16 protein-coding genes are annotated in these 17,621 nt (G+C 73.4%); 6 read left to right on the forward strand and 10 right to left on the reverse strand.

Annotated features, from left to right (window positions below; genetic code table 11):
* Positions 1–266: hypothetical protein (locus ACFV0Q_RS23630; RefSeq protein ID WP_385008311.1), on the forward strand; the 266-nt coding region annotated here is incomplete at its 5' end.
* Positions 267–728: 462 nt separating this feature from the next.
* Positions 729–1,727 (forward strand): tryptophan--tRNA ligase, encoded by a 999-nt coding sequence (gene trpS / locus ACFV0Q_RS23635; protein WP_385008313.1) that lies wholly within the window; start codon positions 729–731, stop codon positions 1,725–1,727.
* 51 nt (positions 1,728–1,778) lie between these two features.
* Here trpS and proC read toward each other — a convergent pair whose 3' ends face one another.
* The 5 genes from proC to ACFV0Q_RS23660 form a co-directional block, all read right to left on the reverse strand.
* Positions 1,779–2,588 (reverse strand): pyrroline-5-carboxylate reductase, encoded by an 810-nt coding sequence (gene proC / locus ACFV0Q_RS23640; protein ID WP_266576742.1) that lies wholly within the window; start codon positions 2,586–2,588, stop codon positions 1,779–1,781.
* A gap of 99 nt (positions 2,589–2,687) precedes the next feature.
* Complete coding sequence (locus ACFV0Q_RS23645; protein WP_385008314.1) at positions 2,688–3,443, reverse strand: ABC transporter permease; 756 nt, start codon at positions 3,441–3,443, stop codon at positions 2,688–2,690.
* Complete coding sequence (locus ACFV0Q_RS23650) at positions 3,440–4,276, reverse strand: ABC transporter ATP-binding protein (protein WP_385008315.1); 837 nt, start codon at positions 4,274–4,276, stop codon at positions 3,440–3,442. Before ACFV0Q_RS23650 ends, ACFV0Q_RS23645 begins: the two co-directional genes overlap by 4 nt.
* A 77-nt stretch (positions 4,277–4,353) precedes the next feature.
* Entirely contained in the window at positions 4,354–4,890 is a 537-nt protein-coding gene (locus ACFV0Q_RS23655; RefSeq protein WP_385008316.1) for a hypothetical protein, read from the reverse strand.
* 121 nt (positions 4,891–5,011) lie between these two features.
* Positions 5,012–5,314, reverse strand: a complete 303-nt coding sequence (locus ACFV0Q_RS23660) for a peptidase (RefSeq protein WP_385008317.1) — start codon at positions 5,312–5,314, stop codon at positions 5,012–5,014.
* Positions 5,315–5,420: 106 nt separating this feature from the next.
* Here ACFV0Q_RS23660 and ACFV0Q_RS23665 point away from each other — a divergent pair, with 106 nt between their 5' ends.
* Entirely contained in the window at positions 5,421–7,541 is a 2,121-nt protein-coding gene (locus tag ACFV0Q_RS23665) for a serine/threonine-protein kinase (RefSeq protein ID WP_385008318.1), read from the forward strand.
* 31 nt (positions 7,542–7,572) lie between these two features.
* Here ACFV0Q_RS23665 and ilvD read toward each other — a convergent pair whose 3' ends face one another.
* The 4 genes from ilvD to ACFV0Q_RS23685 form a co-directional block, all read right to left on the reverse strand.
* The gene (ilvD, locus tag ACFV0Q_RS23670; RefSeq protein WP_385008319.1) at positions 7,573–9,423 is read right to left on the reverse strand and encodes a dihydroxy-acid dehydratase; all 1,851 of its coding nucleotides are present in this window, start codon (positions 9,421–9,423) and stop codon (positions 7,573–7,575) included.
* Between the two features lie 122 nt (positions 9,424–9,545).
* Positions 9,546–10,181, reverse strand: coding sequence for a TetR family transcriptional regulator (locus ACFV0Q_RS23675; protein WP_385008320.1), 636 nt, complete (start codon positions 10,179–10,181; stop codon positions 9,546–9,548).
* Positions 10,178–11,002 carry a sugar phosphate isomerase/epimerase family protein gene (locus ACFV0Q_RS23680; protein ID WP_385008321.1) on the reverse strand — a complete coding sequence of 275 codons (825 nt, stop codon included), beginning with the start codon at positions 11,000–11,002 and terminating at the stop codon, positions 10,178–10,180. Before ACFV0Q_RS23680 ends, ACFV0Q_RS23675 begins: the two co-directional genes overlap by 4 nt.
* Before the next feature lie 161 nt (positions 11,003–11,163).
* On the reverse strand, positions 11,164–12,090 hold the full coding sequence (locus tag ACFV0Q_RS23685; protein WP_385008322.1) for a Ppx/GppA family phosphatase: 927 nt from the start codon (positions 12,088–12,090) through the stop codon (positions 11,164–11,166).
* A 62-nt stretch (positions 12,091–12,152) separates the two neighbouring features.
* On the opposite strand from ACFV0Q_RS23685, the gene ACFV0Q_RS23690 reads away from it, so the two are divergent.
* Positions 12,153–12,953, forward strand: coding sequence for a hypothetical protein (locus ACFV0Q_RS23690; protein ID WP_385008323.1), 801 nt, complete (start codon positions 12,153–12,155; stop codon positions 12,951–12,953).
* Between the two features lie 12 nt (positions 12,954–12,965).
* On the opposite strand, the gene ACFV0Q_RS23695 is transcribed toward ACFV0Q_RS23690, so the two are convergent.
* Entirely contained in the window at positions 12,966–14,699 is a 1,734-nt protein-coding gene (locus ACFV0Q_RS23695; RefSeq protein WP_385008325.1) for a hypothetical protein, read from the reverse strand.
* Positions 14,700–14,868: 169 nt separating this feature from the next.
* Between ACFV0Q_RS23695 and radA the strand changes: the two genes are divergently transcribed.
* Positions 14,869–16,284 carry a DNA repair protein RadA gene (gene radA, locus ACFV0Q_RS23700; RefSeq protein WP_385008326.1) on the forward strand — a complete coding sequence of 472 codons (1,416 nt, stop codon included), beginning with the start codon at positions 14,869–14,871 and terminating at the stop codon, positions 16,282–16,284.
* Between the two features lie 187 nt (positions 16,285–16,471).
* On the forward strand, positions 16,472–17,596 hold the full coding sequence (gene disA, locus ACFV0Q_RS23705; protein WP_385008327.1) for a DNA integrity scanning diadenylate cyclase DisA: 1,125 nt from the start codon (positions 16,472–16,474) through the stop codon (positions 17,594–17,596).
* Positions 17,597–17,621: the final 25 nt, after the last annotated feature.

The following is a 17,621-nucleotide window of genomic DNA, read 5'->3' on the forward strand; positions in this document are numbered from 1 at the left end:
CGTTGATTTTTGGCACGCTGTTGAGTTCTCAAGGAACGGACGCTTCCTTTGTACTCACCCTCTCGGGCTTTCCTCCGGGCTTTCGTTCTGTTCTTGCGTTTCCGACTCTATCAGACTCTTTCGTGTCCGACTTCCTCGGTGCTTTCCAGGTTCTTCGCTTTCGCGTTTTCCCTTTCCGGCGATTCCGACTCTATCAGATCCTTTCGGGCCTGACTCCCAGTCAGCGGGGTTTACCTTCTGGGCTGTTGGGCCCTTCCGGCGAGTGAGACAGTAGCGGATTCCCTGCCCCCGAAGCCAATCGGGGGCTGCGTCCTGGAACGCGGATTCCTCATTCGCAAATACGCATGAAAACGAGACGACACGGCATGCGTCGTTCGTTCGAATGTGTGGTGCGGGATGGCTGTCCGGGGACCGACCGGGGTCGGCGCTCACTTCGGACAACTCGAAGAACCTTACGGATGGGGTACGTGTGTGTCAACCCCAGGCTGACCGGCGGGAAACCTCACGCCGTTCCCACCCTCTGCGGGCTACGCTCGTCCCCATGACTACGCATGCGCTCACGCTCAGCCTTCGCTGGTGGGCCGCCTGACGGCGGCCGACCATCCACACGAGCACGCATGCGCTCACGGCCGCCGCCTCGGCGGCCGTTTTTGTTTCTCCTCCCCTCCCGGGAGTGGACCGGCCGCCCGACGCGGTGGCTCCGACACCACACACAGGGAGAGCGGGACATGACGAGGATCTTCAGCGGGGTCAAGCCGACCGGGCATCTGACGCTGGGGAACTACCTGGGGGCCGTGCGGCAGTGGGTCGCCGCCGACCAGGAGCCGGGCGACGCGCTGTTCTGCGTCGTCGACCTGCACGCGCTGACCGTCGAGCACGATCCGGCGCGGGTGCGGCGGCTCAGCAGGCAGGCCGCGACGCTGTTGCTCGCCGCCGGCCTGGATCCGTCGCGGTGCACGCTGTTCGTGCAGAGCCACGTCGACGAGCACACGCGGCTGGCCTACCTGCTGGAGTGCGCCGCCACCGACGGGGAACTGCGGCGGATGATCCAGTACCGGGAGAAGGCGGCGAAGGCGCAGGCCTCCGGGGAAGGCGTACGGCTGTCGTTGCTGACCTATCCCGTGCTGATGGCCGCCGACATCCTGGCGTACCGGACGGACGAGGTGCCGGTGGGTGAGGACCAGCGGCAGCACGTCGAGCTGAGCCGGGACCTGGCCGTGCGGTTCAACCAGCGGTACGGGCCCACCTTCACCGTGCCCAGGGCGACCCTTCCGACAGTGGCGGCCCGGGTCATGGACCTGCAGGAGCCGACGTCGAAGATGGGGAAGTCGCACGAGAGCGGGGCCGGGATCGTGTACCTGCTCGACGAGCCGGGGGTGGTGCGCAAGAAGGTGATGCGTGCCGTGACCGACGGCGGGGAGGGCGGGGTGGTCTACGACCGGGCCGCGCGGCCGGGGGTGGCGAACCTGCTGGACATCCTCGCCGCCTGCACGGGCACGGAGCCGGCCGTGCTCGCCGAGGGGTACGAGCAGTACGGGCCGCTGAAGCGGGACGTCGCCGACGCGGTGGTGGAGTTGCTGCGGCCGCTGCGGGAGCGGCACGCGGAGCTGGCGGCGGATCCCGGGGAGGTGGAGCGGGTGCTGCGGGAGGGGGCCGGGCGGGCCCGGAAGACCGCGCGGCCGGTGGTGGACCGGGCGTACGAGGCCATCGGGCTGCTGGCCCCCTGAGCGCGGCCGGGCGTACGGGCCCCGGGCGCGCGGGGGCCCGTACCGCCGGGGTCAGCTGTTGCCGGAGGCAAGTTCGCGGCTGCGGTCGCGGGCCGCCTCCAGGGCGGCGATCAGGGCCGCCCGTACGCCGTGCTTCTCCAGCTCGACGATGGCGTTGATGGTCGTACCGGCCGGGGAGGTGACGGCCTCGCGGAGCTTGACCGGGTGTTCGCCGCTGTCGCGGAGCATGACGGCGGCGCCGATGGCGGCCTGGACGATGAGGTCGTGGGCCTGGGCGCGGGGCAGGCCGAGGAGGATGCCGGCGTCGGTCATGGCTTCGACGAGGAAGTAGAAGTAGGCGGGGCCGGAGCCGGAGAGGGCGGTGGCCGCGTCCTGCTGGGACTCCGGGACGCGCAGGGTCTTGCCGACGCCGCCGAAGATCTCCTCGGTGTGCTTGAGGTGGGCGGCGGTGGCGTGGCTGCCGGCGGAGATGACGGACATGGCCTCGTCGACGAGGGCGGGGGTGTTCGTCATGACGCGGACGACCGGGGTGCCGGGGGCGAGCCGCTCCTCGAAGAAGGAGGTCGGGATGCCGGCGGCGCCGCTGATGACCAGGCGGTCGGCGGGGACGTGCGGGGCGAGCTCTTCGAGGAGCTTGCCCATGTCCTGGGGCTTGACGGTGAGGATGAGGGTGTCGGCGCGCTTGGCGGCTTCGGCGTTGGTGACGGCCTCGACGCCGTAGCGGGTGCGGAGCTCCTCGGCGCGCTCGGGGCGGCGGGCGGTGACGAGCAGCTTGGCCGCCGGCCAGCCGCCGCGGATCATCCCGCTGAGCAGGGCCTCGCCGATCTTGCCGGTACCGAGGACTGCGACTGTCTGGGTCATGCCGGGTTCACCTCGCCGAACGGACGTAAGGAGCACGTACCCGCTCATCCTTGCACCCGGGCCCCGGGGGGCGGGGCGGCTGTCCGGTCCGTGGGCGGTCTACGGGGTGCGGCGGCGGAGGGTGGCGGCGCCGAGGGCGAGGACGAGCAGGGCGCAGGCGGCGACGATGACGGCGTCGCGGACGAAGTCGGCGGTCATGTCGGTGTGGGTGAGGACCTGGGTCATGCCGTCGACGGCGTAGGACATCGGCAGGACGTCGGAGATGCCTTCGAGGACGGGCTGCATGGTGGCGCGGGCCGCGAAGAGGCCGCAGAGGAGGAGCTGGGGGAAGATCACGGCCGGCATGAACTGGACGGCCTGGAACTCGGACGCGGCGAAGGCGGAGACGAAGAGGCCGAGGGCGGTGCCGAGCAGGGCGTCGAGGAGGGCGACCAGCAGGAGCAGCCAGGGGGAGCCGACGACGTCGAGGCCGAGGGCCCAGAGGGCGAGGCCGGTGGCGAGGAGGGACTGGACGACGGCGACGGCGCCGAAGGCGAGGGCGTAGCCGGCGATGAGGTCGCCCTTGCCGAGCGGCATGGCGAGGAGGCGTTCCAGGGTGCCGGAGGTGCGTTCGCGCAGGGTCGCGATGGAGGTGACGAGGAACATCGTGATGAGGGGGAAGATCCCGAGGAGGGACGCGCCGACGCTGTCGAAGGTGCGCGGGCTGCCGTCGAAGACGTAGCGGAGCAGGGTCAGCATCAGTACGGGGACCAGCAGCATCAGGGCGATGGAGCGCGGGTCGTGGCGGAGCTGGCGCAGGACGCGGGCGGCGGTCGCGGTGGTGCGGGCGCCGCTCATCGCGGTCATGGCGGTCATCGCTGGGTCTCCTGGGCGGGCGCGGGGGCGGGGGCGGGCACGGCTGTGGGCGCGGCTGCGGCGTCGGCCGCGTCGACGAGGCGGAGGAAGCCCTCTTCGACGGTGGTGGCGTGGGTGCGGGTGCGCAGGGCGTCGGGGGTGTTCTGGGCGAGGATGCGGCCCTCGCGCATGAGGAGGAGGTCGTGGCAGCGCTCGGCCTCGTCCATGACGTGGGAGGAGACGAGGATCGTGGCGCCGCGGGTGGCGGTGATGTCGTGGAAGAGGTTCCACAGGTCGCGGCGCAGGACGGGGTCGAGGCCGACGGTGGGTTCGTCGAGGACGAGCAGTTCGGGGGCGCCGAGCAGGGCGACGGCGAGGGAGACGCGGCTGCGCTGGCCGCCGGAGAGGTGGCCGGCGAGGGCGTCGGCGCGGGTGGTGAGGTCGACGTCGGTGATTGCGCGTTCCACGGTGGTGCGGCGGCGGTCGGCGGCGGCGCGGCCGGGGTCGAGGACGGCGGCGAAGTAGTCGAGGTTCTGCCGGACGGTGAGGTCGTCGTAGACGGAGGGCGCCTGGGTGACGTAGCCGATGCGGGAGCGGAGGCGGGGGTGGCCGGCGGGGAGGCCGAGGACGTCGAGGGTGCCGGTGACGTGGGCCTGGGTGCCGACGACGGCGCGCATGAGGGTGGACTTGCCGCAGCCGGAGGGGCCGAGGAGGCCGGTGATGCGGCCGCGGGGGACGTCGAAGGCGAGGTCGTCGAGGACGGTGCGCGGGGTGCGGCCGGCGCCGCGGCGGACGGTGAGGCCGTGGGCGTGGACGGCGGGCGGGGCCGCCTCCTCCCGCTGATTATTCATCATGCGATGAATAATGCTCCCGGGGGTGCCGCGCGTCAATCGACGGGCGGCTCGTCGTACGGGCTTCTTCCGGGGCCGGGCTACTTCTTGCGCTTGGGGCGGCGGGCGGCCGGGTTGCCGGTACGGGTGCCGCGGCGGCGGGCGAATTCGGCCGTGGCCCGCTCGTACTCGGCGCGGTGGAGCTTCTCGCCGGGGGCCTCGACGAGGCAGCGCAGGAAGTACGCGATGAGGGAGCCGATGAAACCGATCGCCTTCAGGCCCTTGAGGGCGGCCTCGTCGGAGGACCGGGCGGGGCGGCGGCCGAAGGACTCCCAGGTCTTGGCGAAGGCGATGGAACTGGCGATGGCGAAGAGCACGACCACGGAGATGCTGAGGAACGGGCCGACGTTGCCGATCTCCAGGCCCTCGTACGCGAGGCGCAGGAGGTACGCGCCGACGACGGCGGCCAGCAGCGCGCCGATGGCGACGCCGGCGCGGCGCAGGGCGTAGCCGTTGGCGTGGTCGACCCAGGTGGTGCCGAAGAACCGGATCGGCTCGGGCTGCGGCCCGGCGGCGGGCTCGGCGGCGGGTCCGGCCGGTGCGGGCCGGCTCTGGTCGTGCTGCTCTTCGTCGCTCACACCGGCGATTATCCCTCGCGGGGGCGCGTCGGCCCGGGGTGTCTCACGTGGCAGAACGGTGACGGGCGAAGGTCCCGGCCGGGGGCGTGCGCGCAGGCCCCCGGCCGGTGCGGCGGCCGGCCTAGCTGCAGCGGCCCGCGACGTAGCCGTCGGTGCCGGTGTGCACGTAGGCGTCGGAGACGAAGCGTCCGTTGCCGATGCAGTCCCAGATGTCGGTCGTGCCGTACGGGCCGCTGACGGTGGTGCCGGAGCACTGGCAGCGGATCGTCACGTATCCGCCGAGCGGCAGGGTGTCGATGATCGAGAAACTGGTGCCCGGGCCGCTGCGGACGTTGACCCGGTAGCCGGGTGCGACCGGGAAGGTCGGGAATCCCGAGTCGGCGGCGAGGCTCTGCGCCTGGCTGGAATCGTTCTCAACGGACATGTGAATTCTCCCCCCATGGGTGTTGCGCTGCGCAACGCGCGCAGGGTAGCAAGCCCTTGGATGTTCCCACGGGCCATCGACTAGGCTCCGGCGGGGGTGGTGAGCGGTGCAGTCGCTGCGCGCGGACTACGCGGGGTTTCCGGAGTACGCCGGGCAGTACCGGCTCGAATCCGTGCTCGGCTCCGGCGGCATGGGCGTCGTCCACCTGGCCGCCTCCAGTTCGGGGCTGAAACTCGCCGTCAAGGTCGTGCACGCCCAGCACGCGGTGGATCCGGAGTTCCGGGCGCGGTTCCGGCAGGAGGTCGCGGCCGCGCGGCGGGTGAGCGGGGCCTTCACGGCGCCCGTCGTGGACGCCGATCCGGACGCCGAACGGCCCTGGATGGCGACCCTGTTCGTGGACGCCCCGACGCTGTCCGAGCGGGTACGGGAACGCGTGCTGGACGCCGTCGAGCTGACCCGGCTGGCCGCCGGGCTGGCGGAGGCCCTGCGGGACATCCACCGGGCCGGGGTCGTGCACCGGGACCTGAAGCCCAGCAACGTGCTGATGGCGCCGGACGGGGTGCGGGTCATCGACTTCGGCATCTCGCGCCCGGCCGACAGCGATCTGCACACCGAGACCGGAAAGCTGATCGGGACGCCGCCGTTCATGGCGCCGGAGCAGTTCCAGTCGCCGCGCGAGGTCGGGACCGCCGCCGACGTCTTCGCCCTGGGGGCGGTGCTGGTGCACGCGGCGACCGGGCGGGGGCCGTTCGACTCCGACAGCCACTACCTCGTCGCGTACCAGGTGGTGCACAGCGAGCCCGACCTGACGGGGCTGCCCGCGCGGCTCGTCCCGATCGTGGCCCGCTGCCTCGCGAAGGACCCCGCCGAGCGGCCGACGGCCCACGCGCTGATCGCCGAGATCCGGACCGTCACCAGTCCGACGGCCGAGGACACCCAGGCCTTCGTGCCGCAGCCGCGCCGGCCGGTCCCCGACGAGCAGGACACCCACCACCGCGACCGCGGCACGCCGGACGTGACGCCGGACGGCCCTCCCCCTCCCGGCCGCCGGCGGCGCGGGCCCGCGCTGGTGGCCGCGGGCCTCGGGCTGCTGCTCACGGCGGGTGCGGTCGGCGGCTACCTGGAGTTCGGGGGCGGCGATGATCCCGGGCGGCCCGCCGCCCACACCTCGACGGCGCCGGGGAAGGCCTTCGCCCCCTGGTCGGTGTCGCTGGGCGGCCGTACGGTCGCCTGCTCGGCCGAGGCTCCCGGCCTCTACTGCTCGGGCCGGGGGCTGTCCGCCGCCCGGCTCGACCCGGCCGACGGTTCGGTGCTGTGGTCGGTGCGCGCGAACACCCCGGAACTGGAAGCGGCGAACGACAGCGCGCCCCTGTACGCGGGCGGATCGGTGCTGGCCGTGGCACCGGCCAGCGAACTGCTCCAGGCCTTGGACCCGGGAACGGGCACCGAGCGCTGGAAGCGGCGGCTGCCGGGCGGCACGAAGCTGGTGACGGCGGGCCCGCACGTGCTCACCGTGGCCGCGGGCGGGAGCGTCACCGCCCTCGACGGAGCGGGCGGCACGCAGCGCTGGACGAAGCAGATCGGCGGGACGGGTTCCGTGTGGTGGGGCGCCCTGACGCCGTCGGGCGCACCCGTGTTCTACGTGGCGACGCCGGACGCGGAGGGAAAGTCGACGCAGCTCACGGAAGTCGACCCGGCGAACGGGTCCGTGCGCTGGCAGGTGCGTGCGTCCGGGAGGCTGCGCCCGGTCGGTGCCGCGGGCGGGGCGCTCTACCTGCTGGACAACGACGCCGGGTCGGCGACCGTGGGCGTCGTACGCGTCGACGTGGCGACGCGGCTGGTCCACCGCGTGCAGCTGTCCCCGCTCTACGAGGCGGAGGCGACGGTGGCCCCGGACGGAACGGTGTACGCCTTCGAGGCGAGGGGCCGGCTGGTGGCGGTCGGCCCCGAGCGGGAGCGGTGGCGGCTGGAGACCGGCGCGGCGGTGGCCTCACGGCCGGTGTTCGCCGACGGCCGGGTGTACCTGAGCGTGCCCGACGGGCGGCTGCTGGCCGTCGACGCGGCCGCGGGGCGGCTCGTGGGACAGACCAGGCCGCGGACGGGTGCCGCCCAGCGGACGGTCAGCGCCACCCTCCCCGCCCCCGTCGTCGCCGACGGGCGGGTCTACGGGTCCGCGCCCGACGGGAGCGTGTTCGCGGTCGGGACGCGGGACCCCGCCGGGTGGTGACCCGCCCGGCGGGGTTCGCGAACGGCTCGGGTCAGCCCAGGAGGCTGACGTCGCGGACCGCGCCCTTGTCGGCGCTGGTCGCCATCGCCGCGTAGGCGCGCAGGGCCGCCGAGACCTTGCGCTCGCGGTTCTTCGGGGCGTAGACGCCGCCGAGGGCCGCGTGGCGGGCGGCGACGGTGGCCTCGTCGACGAGGAGCTCGATGGACCGGTTCGGGATGTCGATGCGGATCCGGTCGCCGTCCTCGACGATCGCGATGTCGCCGCCCGAGGCCGCCTCCGGGGAGGCGTGGCCGATGGACAGGCCCGAGGTGCCGCCGGAGAAGCGGCCGTCGGTGACCAGGGCGCAGACCTTGCCGAGGCCGCGGCCCTTGAGGAAGGACGTCGGGTAGAGCATCTCCTGCATGCCGGGGCCGCCGCGCGGGCCCTCGTAGCGGATGACGACGACGTCGCCCGCCTTGATCTCCTTGCGGAGGATCTTGTCGACGGCCTCGTCCTGCGATTCGCAGACGACGGCCGGGCCCTCGAAGGTCCAGATCGACTCGTCGACGCCGGCGGTCTTCACGACGCAGCCGTCGACGGCGATGTTGCCGCGCAGGACGGCGAGGCCGCCGTCCTTGGAGTACGCGTGCTGCACCGAGCGGATGCAGCCGCCCTCGGCGTCGAGGTCGAGGGTGTCCCAGCGCTCGGACTGGGAGAAGGCGGTCGCGGAGCGCTTGCAGCCGGGGGCCGCGTGCCACAGCTCCATGGCCGTGTCGGTGGCCGTGCCGGAGCGGGCATCCCACTTGGCGAGCCAGTCCTCCAGGCCGTCGGAGTGGACGGTGGTGACGTCCTTGTTGAGGAGTCCGCCGCGGTGCAGCTCGCCGAGGATGGCGGGGATGCCGCCGGCGCGGTGGATGTCCTCCATGTAGTAGGTGCCGCCGGGCGCCACGTTCGGCGCGACCTTGGACAGGCACGGGACGCGGCGCGAGACGGCGTCGATGTCGGTGAGGTCGTAGTCCAGCCCCGCCTCCTGGGCGGCGGCCAGCAGGTGCAGGATCGTGTTCGTGGAGCCGCCCATGGCGATGTCGAGGGCCATGGCGTTCTCGAAGGCCTCGCGGGTGGCGATGGAGCGCGGCAGGACGGACTCGTCGCCGTCCTCGTAGTAGCGCTTGGTGATCTCCACGACCGTGCGGCCAGCGTCCTCGTACAGGGCGCGGCGGGCGGTGTGCGTCGCGAGGACGGAGCCGTTGCCGGGGAGGGCGAGGCCGATGGCCTCGGCGAGGCAGTTCATGGAGTTGGCGGTGAACATGCCCGAACACGACCCGCAGGTCGGACAGGCGTTCTCCTCGATGCGCAGGACGTCCTCGTCGGAGACGTTCTCGTTGGCGGCGTCGACCATGGCGTCGATCAGGTCGAGCTTGCGGACGGTGCCGTCGACGAGGATGGCCTGGCCGGCCTCCATCGGGCCGCCGGAGACGAAGACGACCGGGATGTTGAGGCGCATGGCGGCCATCAGCATGCCGGGGGTGATCTTGTCGCAGTTGGAGATGCAGATCAGGGCGTCGGCGCAGTGCGCCTCGACCATGTACTCGACCGAGTCCGCGATCAGGTCGCGGGAGGGGAGGGAGTACAGCATGCCGCCGTGGCCCATGGCGATGCCGTCGTCGACCGCGATCGTGTTGAACTCGCGGGGGATCGCGCCCGCGGCGCGGATCGCGTCCGAGACGATGCGGCCGACCGGGGCCAGGTGGGTGTGCCCGGGGACGAACTCGGTGAAGGAGTTGGCGACCGCGATGATCGGCTTGCCGATGTCCTCGCTCGCTACGCCCGACGCGCGCATCAGCGCACGTGCGCCTGCCATGTTGCGGCCGTGGGTGACGGTGCGGGACCTCAGCTCGGGCATGCGGTTTCACTCCCCATGAGTGCGGCTGTACGGTCAGCCGCGACTGCGGATATGGCTCGGTTACGAGGCTACGCCCACCGCCCGCGATCCGGACACCTCGTCCGGATGCCGGGACGGGGGGCTCATCCTTCGGTCAGGTACCTCTGGAGGGTGGGCGCCACCAGCGCCACGATGTCCTCGGGGTCCGCGGACGCGAGGGGTTCGACCTGGACGACGTAGCGCAGCAGCGCGATGCCGATCATGTGGGAGGCGGCCAGTTCGGCCCGGAAGGTCGGGTCCGGTACGTCGAGGTCGGCGGCGACCCGTTCCAGTACGCGGCGCAGGATCAGGCCGCGCAGCACCTTCGCGGCGGCCTCGTGGGTGAGGGCGGAGCGGATCACGGCGAGCAGCGGGGCCCGGCTGACGGGGTTCTCCCAGATGCCGAGGAAGTAGCGGGCCAGGCGTTCCCCGATGCCGTCGGGGCCGGCGCCGATGATCGCCGGGACCACCAGGGCGGGCTCCATGGTCAGCTCGATGGCGGCGGCGAAGAGGTCGTCCTTGCTGCCGAAGTAGTGGTGCACCAGGGCCGGGTCCACGCCGGCGACCTTCGCGATGCCGCGCACCGACGTCTTGTCGTAGCCGCGCTCGGCGAAGACCTCGCGGGCGGCGAGGCGGATGCGTTCCTGGGTGCCGGGGCCGTCGTCGGCCTCGTCCTGGCGGGGGCGGCCGGGGCCGCGGCGCCGCCGGACCGGCTCGGCGGGCTCGGCCGGGCCGGTCATGAGCGGTGCACCGGCTCGGCGAGGTGGAGGCGGGTGAAGGCCAGGGCCTCGGCGAGGTCGGCCTCGCGCTCGGCGGAGGACATGGCCCGGCGGGTGTTGACCTCGATGACGACGTGCCCGTCGAAGGAGGTCCGGGCCAGCCCGGCCAGCAGTTCGGCGCAGGGCTGGGTGCCGCGGCCGGGGACGAGGTGCTCGTCCTTCGCGGAACCGTTTCCGTCGGCGAGGTGGACGTGGGCCAGCCGGTCGCCCATCCGGTCGATCATCGCGGTGGCGTCCGTACGGGCGGTCGCGGTGTGGGACAGGTCGACGGTGAAGTGGCGGTAGTCGTCCTTGGTGACGTCCCACTCGGGGGCGTAGGCGAGCATCTCGCGGTCGCGGTAGCGCCAGGGGTACATGTTCTCGACGGCGAAGCGGACGTCGGTCTCGTCGGCCATCCGCCAGATCCCGGAGACGAAGTCCCGGGCGTACTGGCGCTGCCAGCGGAACGGCGGGTGCACGACGACCGTGGTGGCGCCGAGCTTCTCGGCCGCGGCCTGGGCCCGCTGGAGCTTGGTCCAGGGGTCGGTGGACCACACGCGCTGGGTGATGAGGAGGCAGGGTGCGTGGATGGCCAGGATCGGCACCTGGTGGTGGTCCGACAGGCGGCGCAGGGCGTCGATGTCCTGGCTCACCGGGTCCGTCCAGACCATGACCTCGACGCCGTCGTAGCCGAGGCGGGCGGCGGTCTCGAAGGCGGTCGCCGTGGACTCCGGGTAGACGGAGGCGGTGGAGAGGGCGACTTTCGGGGCGGTGGTGGTCGGGAGACGGACTGGTTCTGCCACGGGGACAGATTACGGGGCCCCCGCGCCGCCGGGGCGGCCCGGCCCCCGAACCCGTCTCAATGCCGCCGCCGCACCGGTGCGTACCGCCGGAACGGCCGACGGCGCGCCCGGACCCCCGGCGGCACCCGCCCGGCCGCGCGGGCCGCGGCGGCGCCGGCGGGCTACGGGAGGTGGTCCAGGCGGCGGAGGATGACGCCCTCGCGGAGGGCCCAGGGGCAGATTTCCAGTTCGTCGACGCCGAAGAGGTCCATCGTGGCCTCCGCCACCAGGGCGCCCGCCAGGAGCTGGGCGGAGCGGCCCTCGGACACGCCGGGGAGGATGGCGCGTTCGGCGGCGGTCATCCCGGCCAGGCGCGGGACCCACTCCGAGAGGGACTTGCGGGTCAGGTCGCGCTGCACGTACAGGCCGTCCGCCTCCCGGGCCGCGCCGGCGATGCGGGCGAGCTGCTTGAAGGTCTTCGAGGTGGCCACCACGTGGTCCGGCGCCCCGAAGCGGGCGAACTCGCCGACCGTGCGGGCGATCTGCGCCCGCACGTGCCGCCGCAGGGCCTTCACGTCCGCCGGGTCCGGCGGGTCGCCCGGCAGCCAGGCCGAGGTGAGGCGGCCCGCGCCGAGCGGGAGGGAGACGGCCGTGTCCGGCTCCTCGTCGATGCCGTACGCGATCTCCAGCGAGCCGCCGCCGATGTCGAGGACCAGCAGCTTGCCGGCCGACCAGCCGAACCACCGCCGGACGGCCAGGAAGGTCAGCCGGGCCTCGTCGTCCCCGCTGAGCACCGGCAGCTCCAGCCCGGTCTCGGCCTTGACCCGGGCGAGGACCTCGTCGGCGTTGGTGGCCTCGCGCACCGCGCTCGTCGCGAAGGGCAGCAGGTCCTCGCAGCCCTTGTCCTCGGCGGCCTGCACGGCGTCGCCGATCACGGAGACGAGGCGCTCGATGCCCTCCGGGCCGACGGCGCCGTGCTCGTCGAGCAGCTGCGCCAGCCGCAGTTGCACCTTGTGCGAGTGCGCGGGCAGCGGGCGCGCGCCGGGGTGCGCGTCCACCACCAGCAGATGCACCGTGTTCGAACCCACGTCAAGGACACCGAGTCTCATGCGAGAAACGCTACTGGGCCGAACGCGTAGGGGTTGCGTAAGGGGCCCTTAGGCTGGTGTTCGTGCCAAATACGAAGAAGGCCAACAAGACCCGGTCGAAGAAGGACAAGGGCAAGGAGCGGGACGAGAAGGGGCTCGACTTCCCCCGCGCGTGGGTGGAGTTCCCCGATCCCGCCGACGACGAACAGATCTTCCGCTGCGACCTGACCTGGCTGACCTCCCGCTGGACCTGCATCTTCGGCAGCGGCTGTCAGGGCATCCAGGCCGGGCGGGCGGACGACGGCTGCTGCACGCTCGGCGCGCACTTCTCCGACGAGGACGACGAGAAGCGCGTCGCCGAGCACGTGGCGCGGCTCACACCCGAGCTGTGGCAGTTCCACGACGTCGGCAGCGAGTCCGGCTGGACGCAGTTCGACGACGACGGGGAGAAGCAGACCCGCCGCTGGGACGGCGCCTGCATCTTCCTGAACCGGCCCGGGTTCCCGGCCGGGGCCGGGTGCTCGCTGCACATCCTGGCCCTGAAGGGGGGCCAGGAGCCGCTGGAGACCAAGCCGGACGTGTGCTGGCAGCTGCCGATCCGGCGTACGTACGACTGGATCGACCGCCCCGACGACACGCGGGTGCTCCAGGTGTCGATCGGCGAGTACGACCGGCGGGGCTGGGGCCCGGGCGGGCACGACCTGCACTGGTGGTGCACGTCGGCGACCTCCGCGCACGGCGCCGGGGACCCGGTGTACGTGTCGTACCGGGCCGAGCTGACGGAGCTGATGGGCAAGGAGGGGTACGACGCGCTGGTGAAGCTGTGCGAGGCGCGGCTGGCCTCGCTGCTGCCGATGGCCCCGCACCCGGCGGATCCCGCCTGAGGCAGGCCGGAGCTACGGCCCCGTCGGGGCCGGGTCCGGGGAAACCGTTCCTCCTGAGGACGGCTCCGGGGCCGGGGACTCCGTCGGGGTCGGGGTCGGCGTGGGCGTGGGCGTCGGGGTGGGGGTCGGCGTGGGGGTCGGCTTCGGGGTCGGCGTGGGGGTCGGCGTCGGCGTGGGCTCGGGCGGGTCCGGGGTGGGGGCCGGGCGGCCGCGGCCCTGGAGCGAGATCACCGCGCCGGCCGGGTCCACCCCGACCCGGGCGCTCCAGGCTCCGACGGGCTGGGCCGCGGTGTCCACGGTGATGCGCAGAGTGACCGATTCTCCGGGGGCCAGGGTGCCCGCCGTCCGGCTCGCTCGCAGCCAGGGCGCGTCCGACCAGAGCCGCCAGTCGACGGGGGCCCCGCCGGAGGCGGCGAGGGTGAGCAGGGTGGTGGAGCCCCGGGTGGTGGCGGCGACGGTCAGCCGGCCGGGCGCGCCGGGGCCGCCGGCCTCGGGGGTGGCGGGCGGGCCGGTGCTGATGACCTCCACCGAGACGTCGGGGGCTTCGTCGCCCCGGGCGAAGCCGGGCTCGCCGGTGGTGTGGGTGGTGTTGCCGGGGTTGTCGTACGCGGTCAGGGGGCGTCCCTCGGCGGCGTGCGGCGGCGGGATCTGCGATTCGCTGGAGGAGATGCGGGTGCCGTCGCCCCCGACGGGTTCCCCGGTGGCCGGGGCGGCGCGGTACGCGGCCCACAGCGCGAGGACGGGCGCGGCGACGACGGTGGCGACGACGGTGGTGGTCACGGCCCGCGCCCGGAGCCGGTCGCGGCGGGCCGCGCGGTCCTTGGGGTCCATGGGGAAGCCGGTGCGGTCGAAGCGCGGTCCGGGGCGGCCGCCGCGGCGCCGGCCGGAGCGCAGCATGGCGGCGTGGACGGCGGTACGGGGGGCGGGGACCAGGGGGAGCGCGGCGTGGACGTCGCCGGTGCCGGGCCAGGGGGATCCGGCGCCGACGCGTTCGGCGGCGCGGCGGCAGCGCGGGCAGTCGTCGACGTGGCGTACGAGCTCGGCGCGCAGGGTGCTGGACAGCAGTACGTTGCCGTCGCCGGTGAGGCGGGCGACGGCCGGGCAGTTTCCGCTCTCCACGACGGCGAGGGCGGCGCGGGTGCGCTCGACCTCGCAGGCCGCGCCGGACAGCAGCTCGCGCGCGACGGCCGCCGGGGTGCCGAGGACGGCGGCGAGTTCACCGACTCCGAGGCGGTGGCGGACGGCGAGTTCGAGGGCTTCGCGCTGCTCGGGGGTGGTTCCGGCGGCTTCGGGCCAGGCGAGCCGGGCCAGCTCGGTGCGGCGGTAGGCGCTCACGTCGGGCCCGCGGTGCGCAGAGGGCGCATGCCCGGGGTCCGTGTGCTCCGGCGTGCGCCGGGCGGAATGCGCCCCCTGGCGTGCGCGCCGCTGTTCGACGAGCCTGCGCAGGCAGGCCCAGCGGGCGAGGGCGTACAGCCAGGCCCGCCGGTCGCCTTCGTCGGGACATCGGCCCGGGTGGCGTTCGGCGACGGCGAGCACGTCTCCGAGCACCTCGGTGGCGGTGTCGTGGTCGCAGAGGACGGACAGGCAGTAGGTGAACAGTCCGTCCAGGTAGGGCTCGTGGCGGGAGGGCGGCGGCGGCTCGTCCGGGGACGCCGGGTGCCCGGCCGGATCCGCTGGCGGCGTGCGCCCGTGCGCCCGGTGTGCGCCGGTGCGCGATGCGGGGTCTGGCTGGTTGCTGCTGTTCACTCGGCGACCGTAGGGGGCGCGCCGCTCACGCCCCGGAAGCCTTCAGCGGTTTTAGCCCTTACGGGTGAACAGATCGCCATCGTGCTGACAGCGCTCCTGACGCCGGGAGCGGACCCCCGCGGCTCCGGGGCGGCCGGCGCTGTCGGTGCGGGCGGCTACGGTGGGCCGCATGGCTGCCCGTACATCTCGTTCATCCGCCAAGGACCGGCCGTCCTACCGCTGCTCCGAGTGCGGATACACGACCGCGAAATGGCTCGGCCGGTGCCCCGAGTGCCAGGCCTGGGGCACCGTCGAGGAGATGGGCGGCGCGCCCGCCGTACGGACCACCGCGGCCGGGCGCGTGTCCGCGCCCGCGCTGCCGATCGGCCAGGTCGACGGCCGCACCGCGACCGCGCGCAGCACCGGCGTCGACGAGCTGGACCGCGTCCTGGGCGGCGGGCTGGTCCCGGGCGCGGTCGTCCTGCTGGCGGGCGAGCCGGGCGTCGGCAAGTCGACGCTGCTGCTCGACGTCGCGGCGAAGGCGGCCAGCGGGGACCACCGCACCCTGTACGTCACCGGCGAGGAGTCGGCGAGCCAGGTGCGGCTGCGGGCCGACCGGATCAACGCCATCGACGACCACCTGTACCTCGCCGCCGAGACCGACCTGTCCGCCGTACTGGGCCACCTCGACGCCGTGAAGCCGTCCCTGCTCGTCCTGGACTCCGTACAGACCATCGCCTCCCCCGAGATCGACGGCGCGCCCGGCGGCATGGCCCAGGTCCGCGAGGTCGCGGGCGCGCTGATCCGCGCCTCCAAGGAGCGGGGCATGGCCACCCTCCTCGTCGGCCACGTCACCAAGGACGGCGCCATCGCGGGCCCCCGTCTGCTGGAGCACCTCGTGGACGTGGTCCTCAGCTTCGAGGGCGACCGGCACGCGCGGCTGCGCCTGGTGCGCGGCGTGAAGAACCGTTACGGGGCCACCGACGAGGTCGGCTGCTTCGAGCTGCACGACGAGGGCATCACCGGACTCGCCGACCCGAGCGGGCTGTTCCTGACCCGGCGGGCCGAGGCGGTGCCGGGCACCTGCCTGACCGTGACCCTGGAGGGCAAGCGCCCGCTGGTCGCCGAGGTCCAGGCGCTCACCGTCGACTCCCAGATCCCCTCCCCGCGGCGCACCACCTCCGGCCTGGAGACCTCGCGGGTCTCGATGATGCTGGCGGTGCTGGAGCAGCGCGGCCGGATCACCGCGCTCGGCAAGCGGGACATCTACTCCGCGACCGTGGGCGGCGTGAAGCTCACCGAGCCGGCCGCCGACCTGGCCATCGCGCTCGCGCTGGCCTCGGCCGCCAGTGACGTGCCGCTGCCGAAGAACCTCGTCGCCATCGGGGAGGTCGGACTCGCCGGTGAGGTGCGGCGGGTGACCGGCGTCCAGCGGCGCCTCGCCGAGGCGCACCGGCTCGGCTTCACGCACGCGCTGGTGCCGGGGGACCCGGGGAAGGTCCCGGCGGGCATGAAGGTGACCGAGGTCGCGGACGTGGGGGACGCGCTACGGGTCCTGCCGCGCGGGCGCTCGCGCACCCCGGCGAAGGACCGCGCAGCGGAATAAGAGGCTCCGCCCAAGGGCCCGGCAGCGGCTCCGGGGGCAGGCCCGAGGGCAGGTCAGAGGGCCCGTACGGACCCTCGTCGCGGCGATGCGGGCCAAGGCACGGCGGGCGCACAGCCCGCGCCGGTAGACTTTGTGCTGGTCCGCCCGGCTGTACGCAGGCGGCGCAACCCGCGACCGGAGGAGTGCAGTGGCAGCCAAGGACGGGGCAGCAGCATCCGGAAAGTCGGGCGCGAGCTCCAAGCAGGAGGCCATGATGCGCGCCTCGCTGAGCGCGGTCGCACCTGGTCAGCCCCTGCGTGACGGTCTGGAGCGGATCGTCCGGGGCAACACCGGCGGGCTCATCGTCCTCGGTATGGACAAGTCCGTCGAGTCGATGTGCACCGGCGGCTTCGTCCTGGACGTGGAGTTCACCGCGACCCGGCTGCGCGAGCTGTGCAAGCTCGACGGCGCGCTCATCCTCGACAAGGACATCACCAAGATCCTGCGGGCCGGCGTACAGCTCGTGCCCGACGCGTCGATCCCGACGGAGGAGACCGGCACCCGGCACCGCACCGCGGACCGCGTCTCGAAGCAGTGCGGCTTCCCGGTCGTCTCCGTCTCCCAGTCGATGCGGCTGATCGCGCTGTACGTGGACGGGGAGCGGCGGGTCCTGGAGGAGTCCGGGGCGATCCTGTCGCGGGCGAACCAGGCGCTGGCCACCCTGGAGCGGTACAAGCTGCGCCTGGACGAGGTCGCGGGGACGCTGTCCGCGCTGGAGATCGAGGACCTGGTCACGGTCCGCGACGTGACGGCGGTCGCGCAGCGGCTGGAAATGGTCCGCCGGATCGCGACGGAAATCGCCGAGTACGTGGTCGAACTGGGCACGGACGGGCGACTGCTGTCGCTCCAGCTGGACGAGCTGACGGTCGGCATCGAGCAGGAACGGGAGCTGGTGATCCGGGACTACGTTCCGGAACCGACGGCGAAGCGTTCCCGCACGGTGGAGGAGGCGCTGCCGGCGCTGGACGCGCTGACGCATCCGGAACTGCTGGAACTGGCCATCGTGGCGAAGGCCCTGGGGTACACGGGCTCGCCGGAGACCCTCGACTCCGCGGTGTCGCCCCGCGGGTACCGGCTGCTGGCGAAGGTGCCGAGGCTGCCGGGGGCGATCATCGAGCGGCTGGTCGAGCACTTCGGCGGGCTGCAGAAGCTGCTCGCCGCGAGCGTCGACGACCTGCAGATGGTGGACGGCGTCGGCGAGGCCCGTGCCCGGAGCGTCCGCGAGGGTCTGTCCCGCCTGGCGGAATCCTCGATCCTGGAACGCTACGTCTAACCAACCTGGGGCTCCGCCCCAGACC

Source organism: Streptomyces sp. NPDC059564 (assembly GCF_042735575.1).
GTDB lineage: Bacteria > Actinomycetota > Actinomycetes > Streptomycetales > Streptomycetaceae > Streptomyces.

Bases quoted from the DNA above. Each gene is read 5' to 3' on its own strand.
- proC (WP_266576742.1), bottom strand. From the start codon at position 2,588: ATGACCCAGACAGTCGCAGTCCTCGGTACCGGCAAGATCGGCGAGGCC.
- radA (WP_385008326.1), top strand. From the start codon at position 14,869: ATGGCTGCCCGTACATCTCGTTCATCCGCCAAGGACCGGCCGTCCTAC.
- ACFV0Q_RS23675 (WP_385008320.1), bottom strand. From the start codon at position 10,181: ATGACCGGCCCGGCCGAGCCCGCCGAGCCGGTCCGGCGGCGCCGCGGC.
- ilvD (WP_385008319.1), bottom strand. From the start codon at position 9,423: ATGCCCGAGCTGAGGTCCCGCACCGTCACCCACGGCCGCAACATGGCA.
- trpS (WP_385008313.1), top strand. From the start codon at position 729: ATGACGAGGATCTTCAGCGGGGTCAAGCCGACCGGGCATCTGACGCTG.
- ACFV0Q_RS23660 (WP_385008317.1), bottom strand. From the start codon at position 5,314: ATGTCCGTTGAGAACGATTCCAGCCAGGCGCAGAGCCTCGCCGCCGAC.
- ACFV0Q_RS23685 (WP_385008322.1), bottom strand. From the start codon at position 12,090: ATGAGACTCGGTGTCCTTGACGTGGGTTCGAACACGGTGCATCTGCTG.
- ACFV0Q_RS23645 (WP_385008314.1), bottom strand. From the start codon at position 3,443: ATGACCGCCATGACCGCGATGAGCGGCGCCCGCACCACCGCGACCGCC.
- ACFV0Q_RS23650 (WP_385008315.1), bottom strand. From the start codon at position 4,276: ATGATGAATAATCAGCGGGAGGAGGCGGCCCCGCCCGCCGTCCACGCC.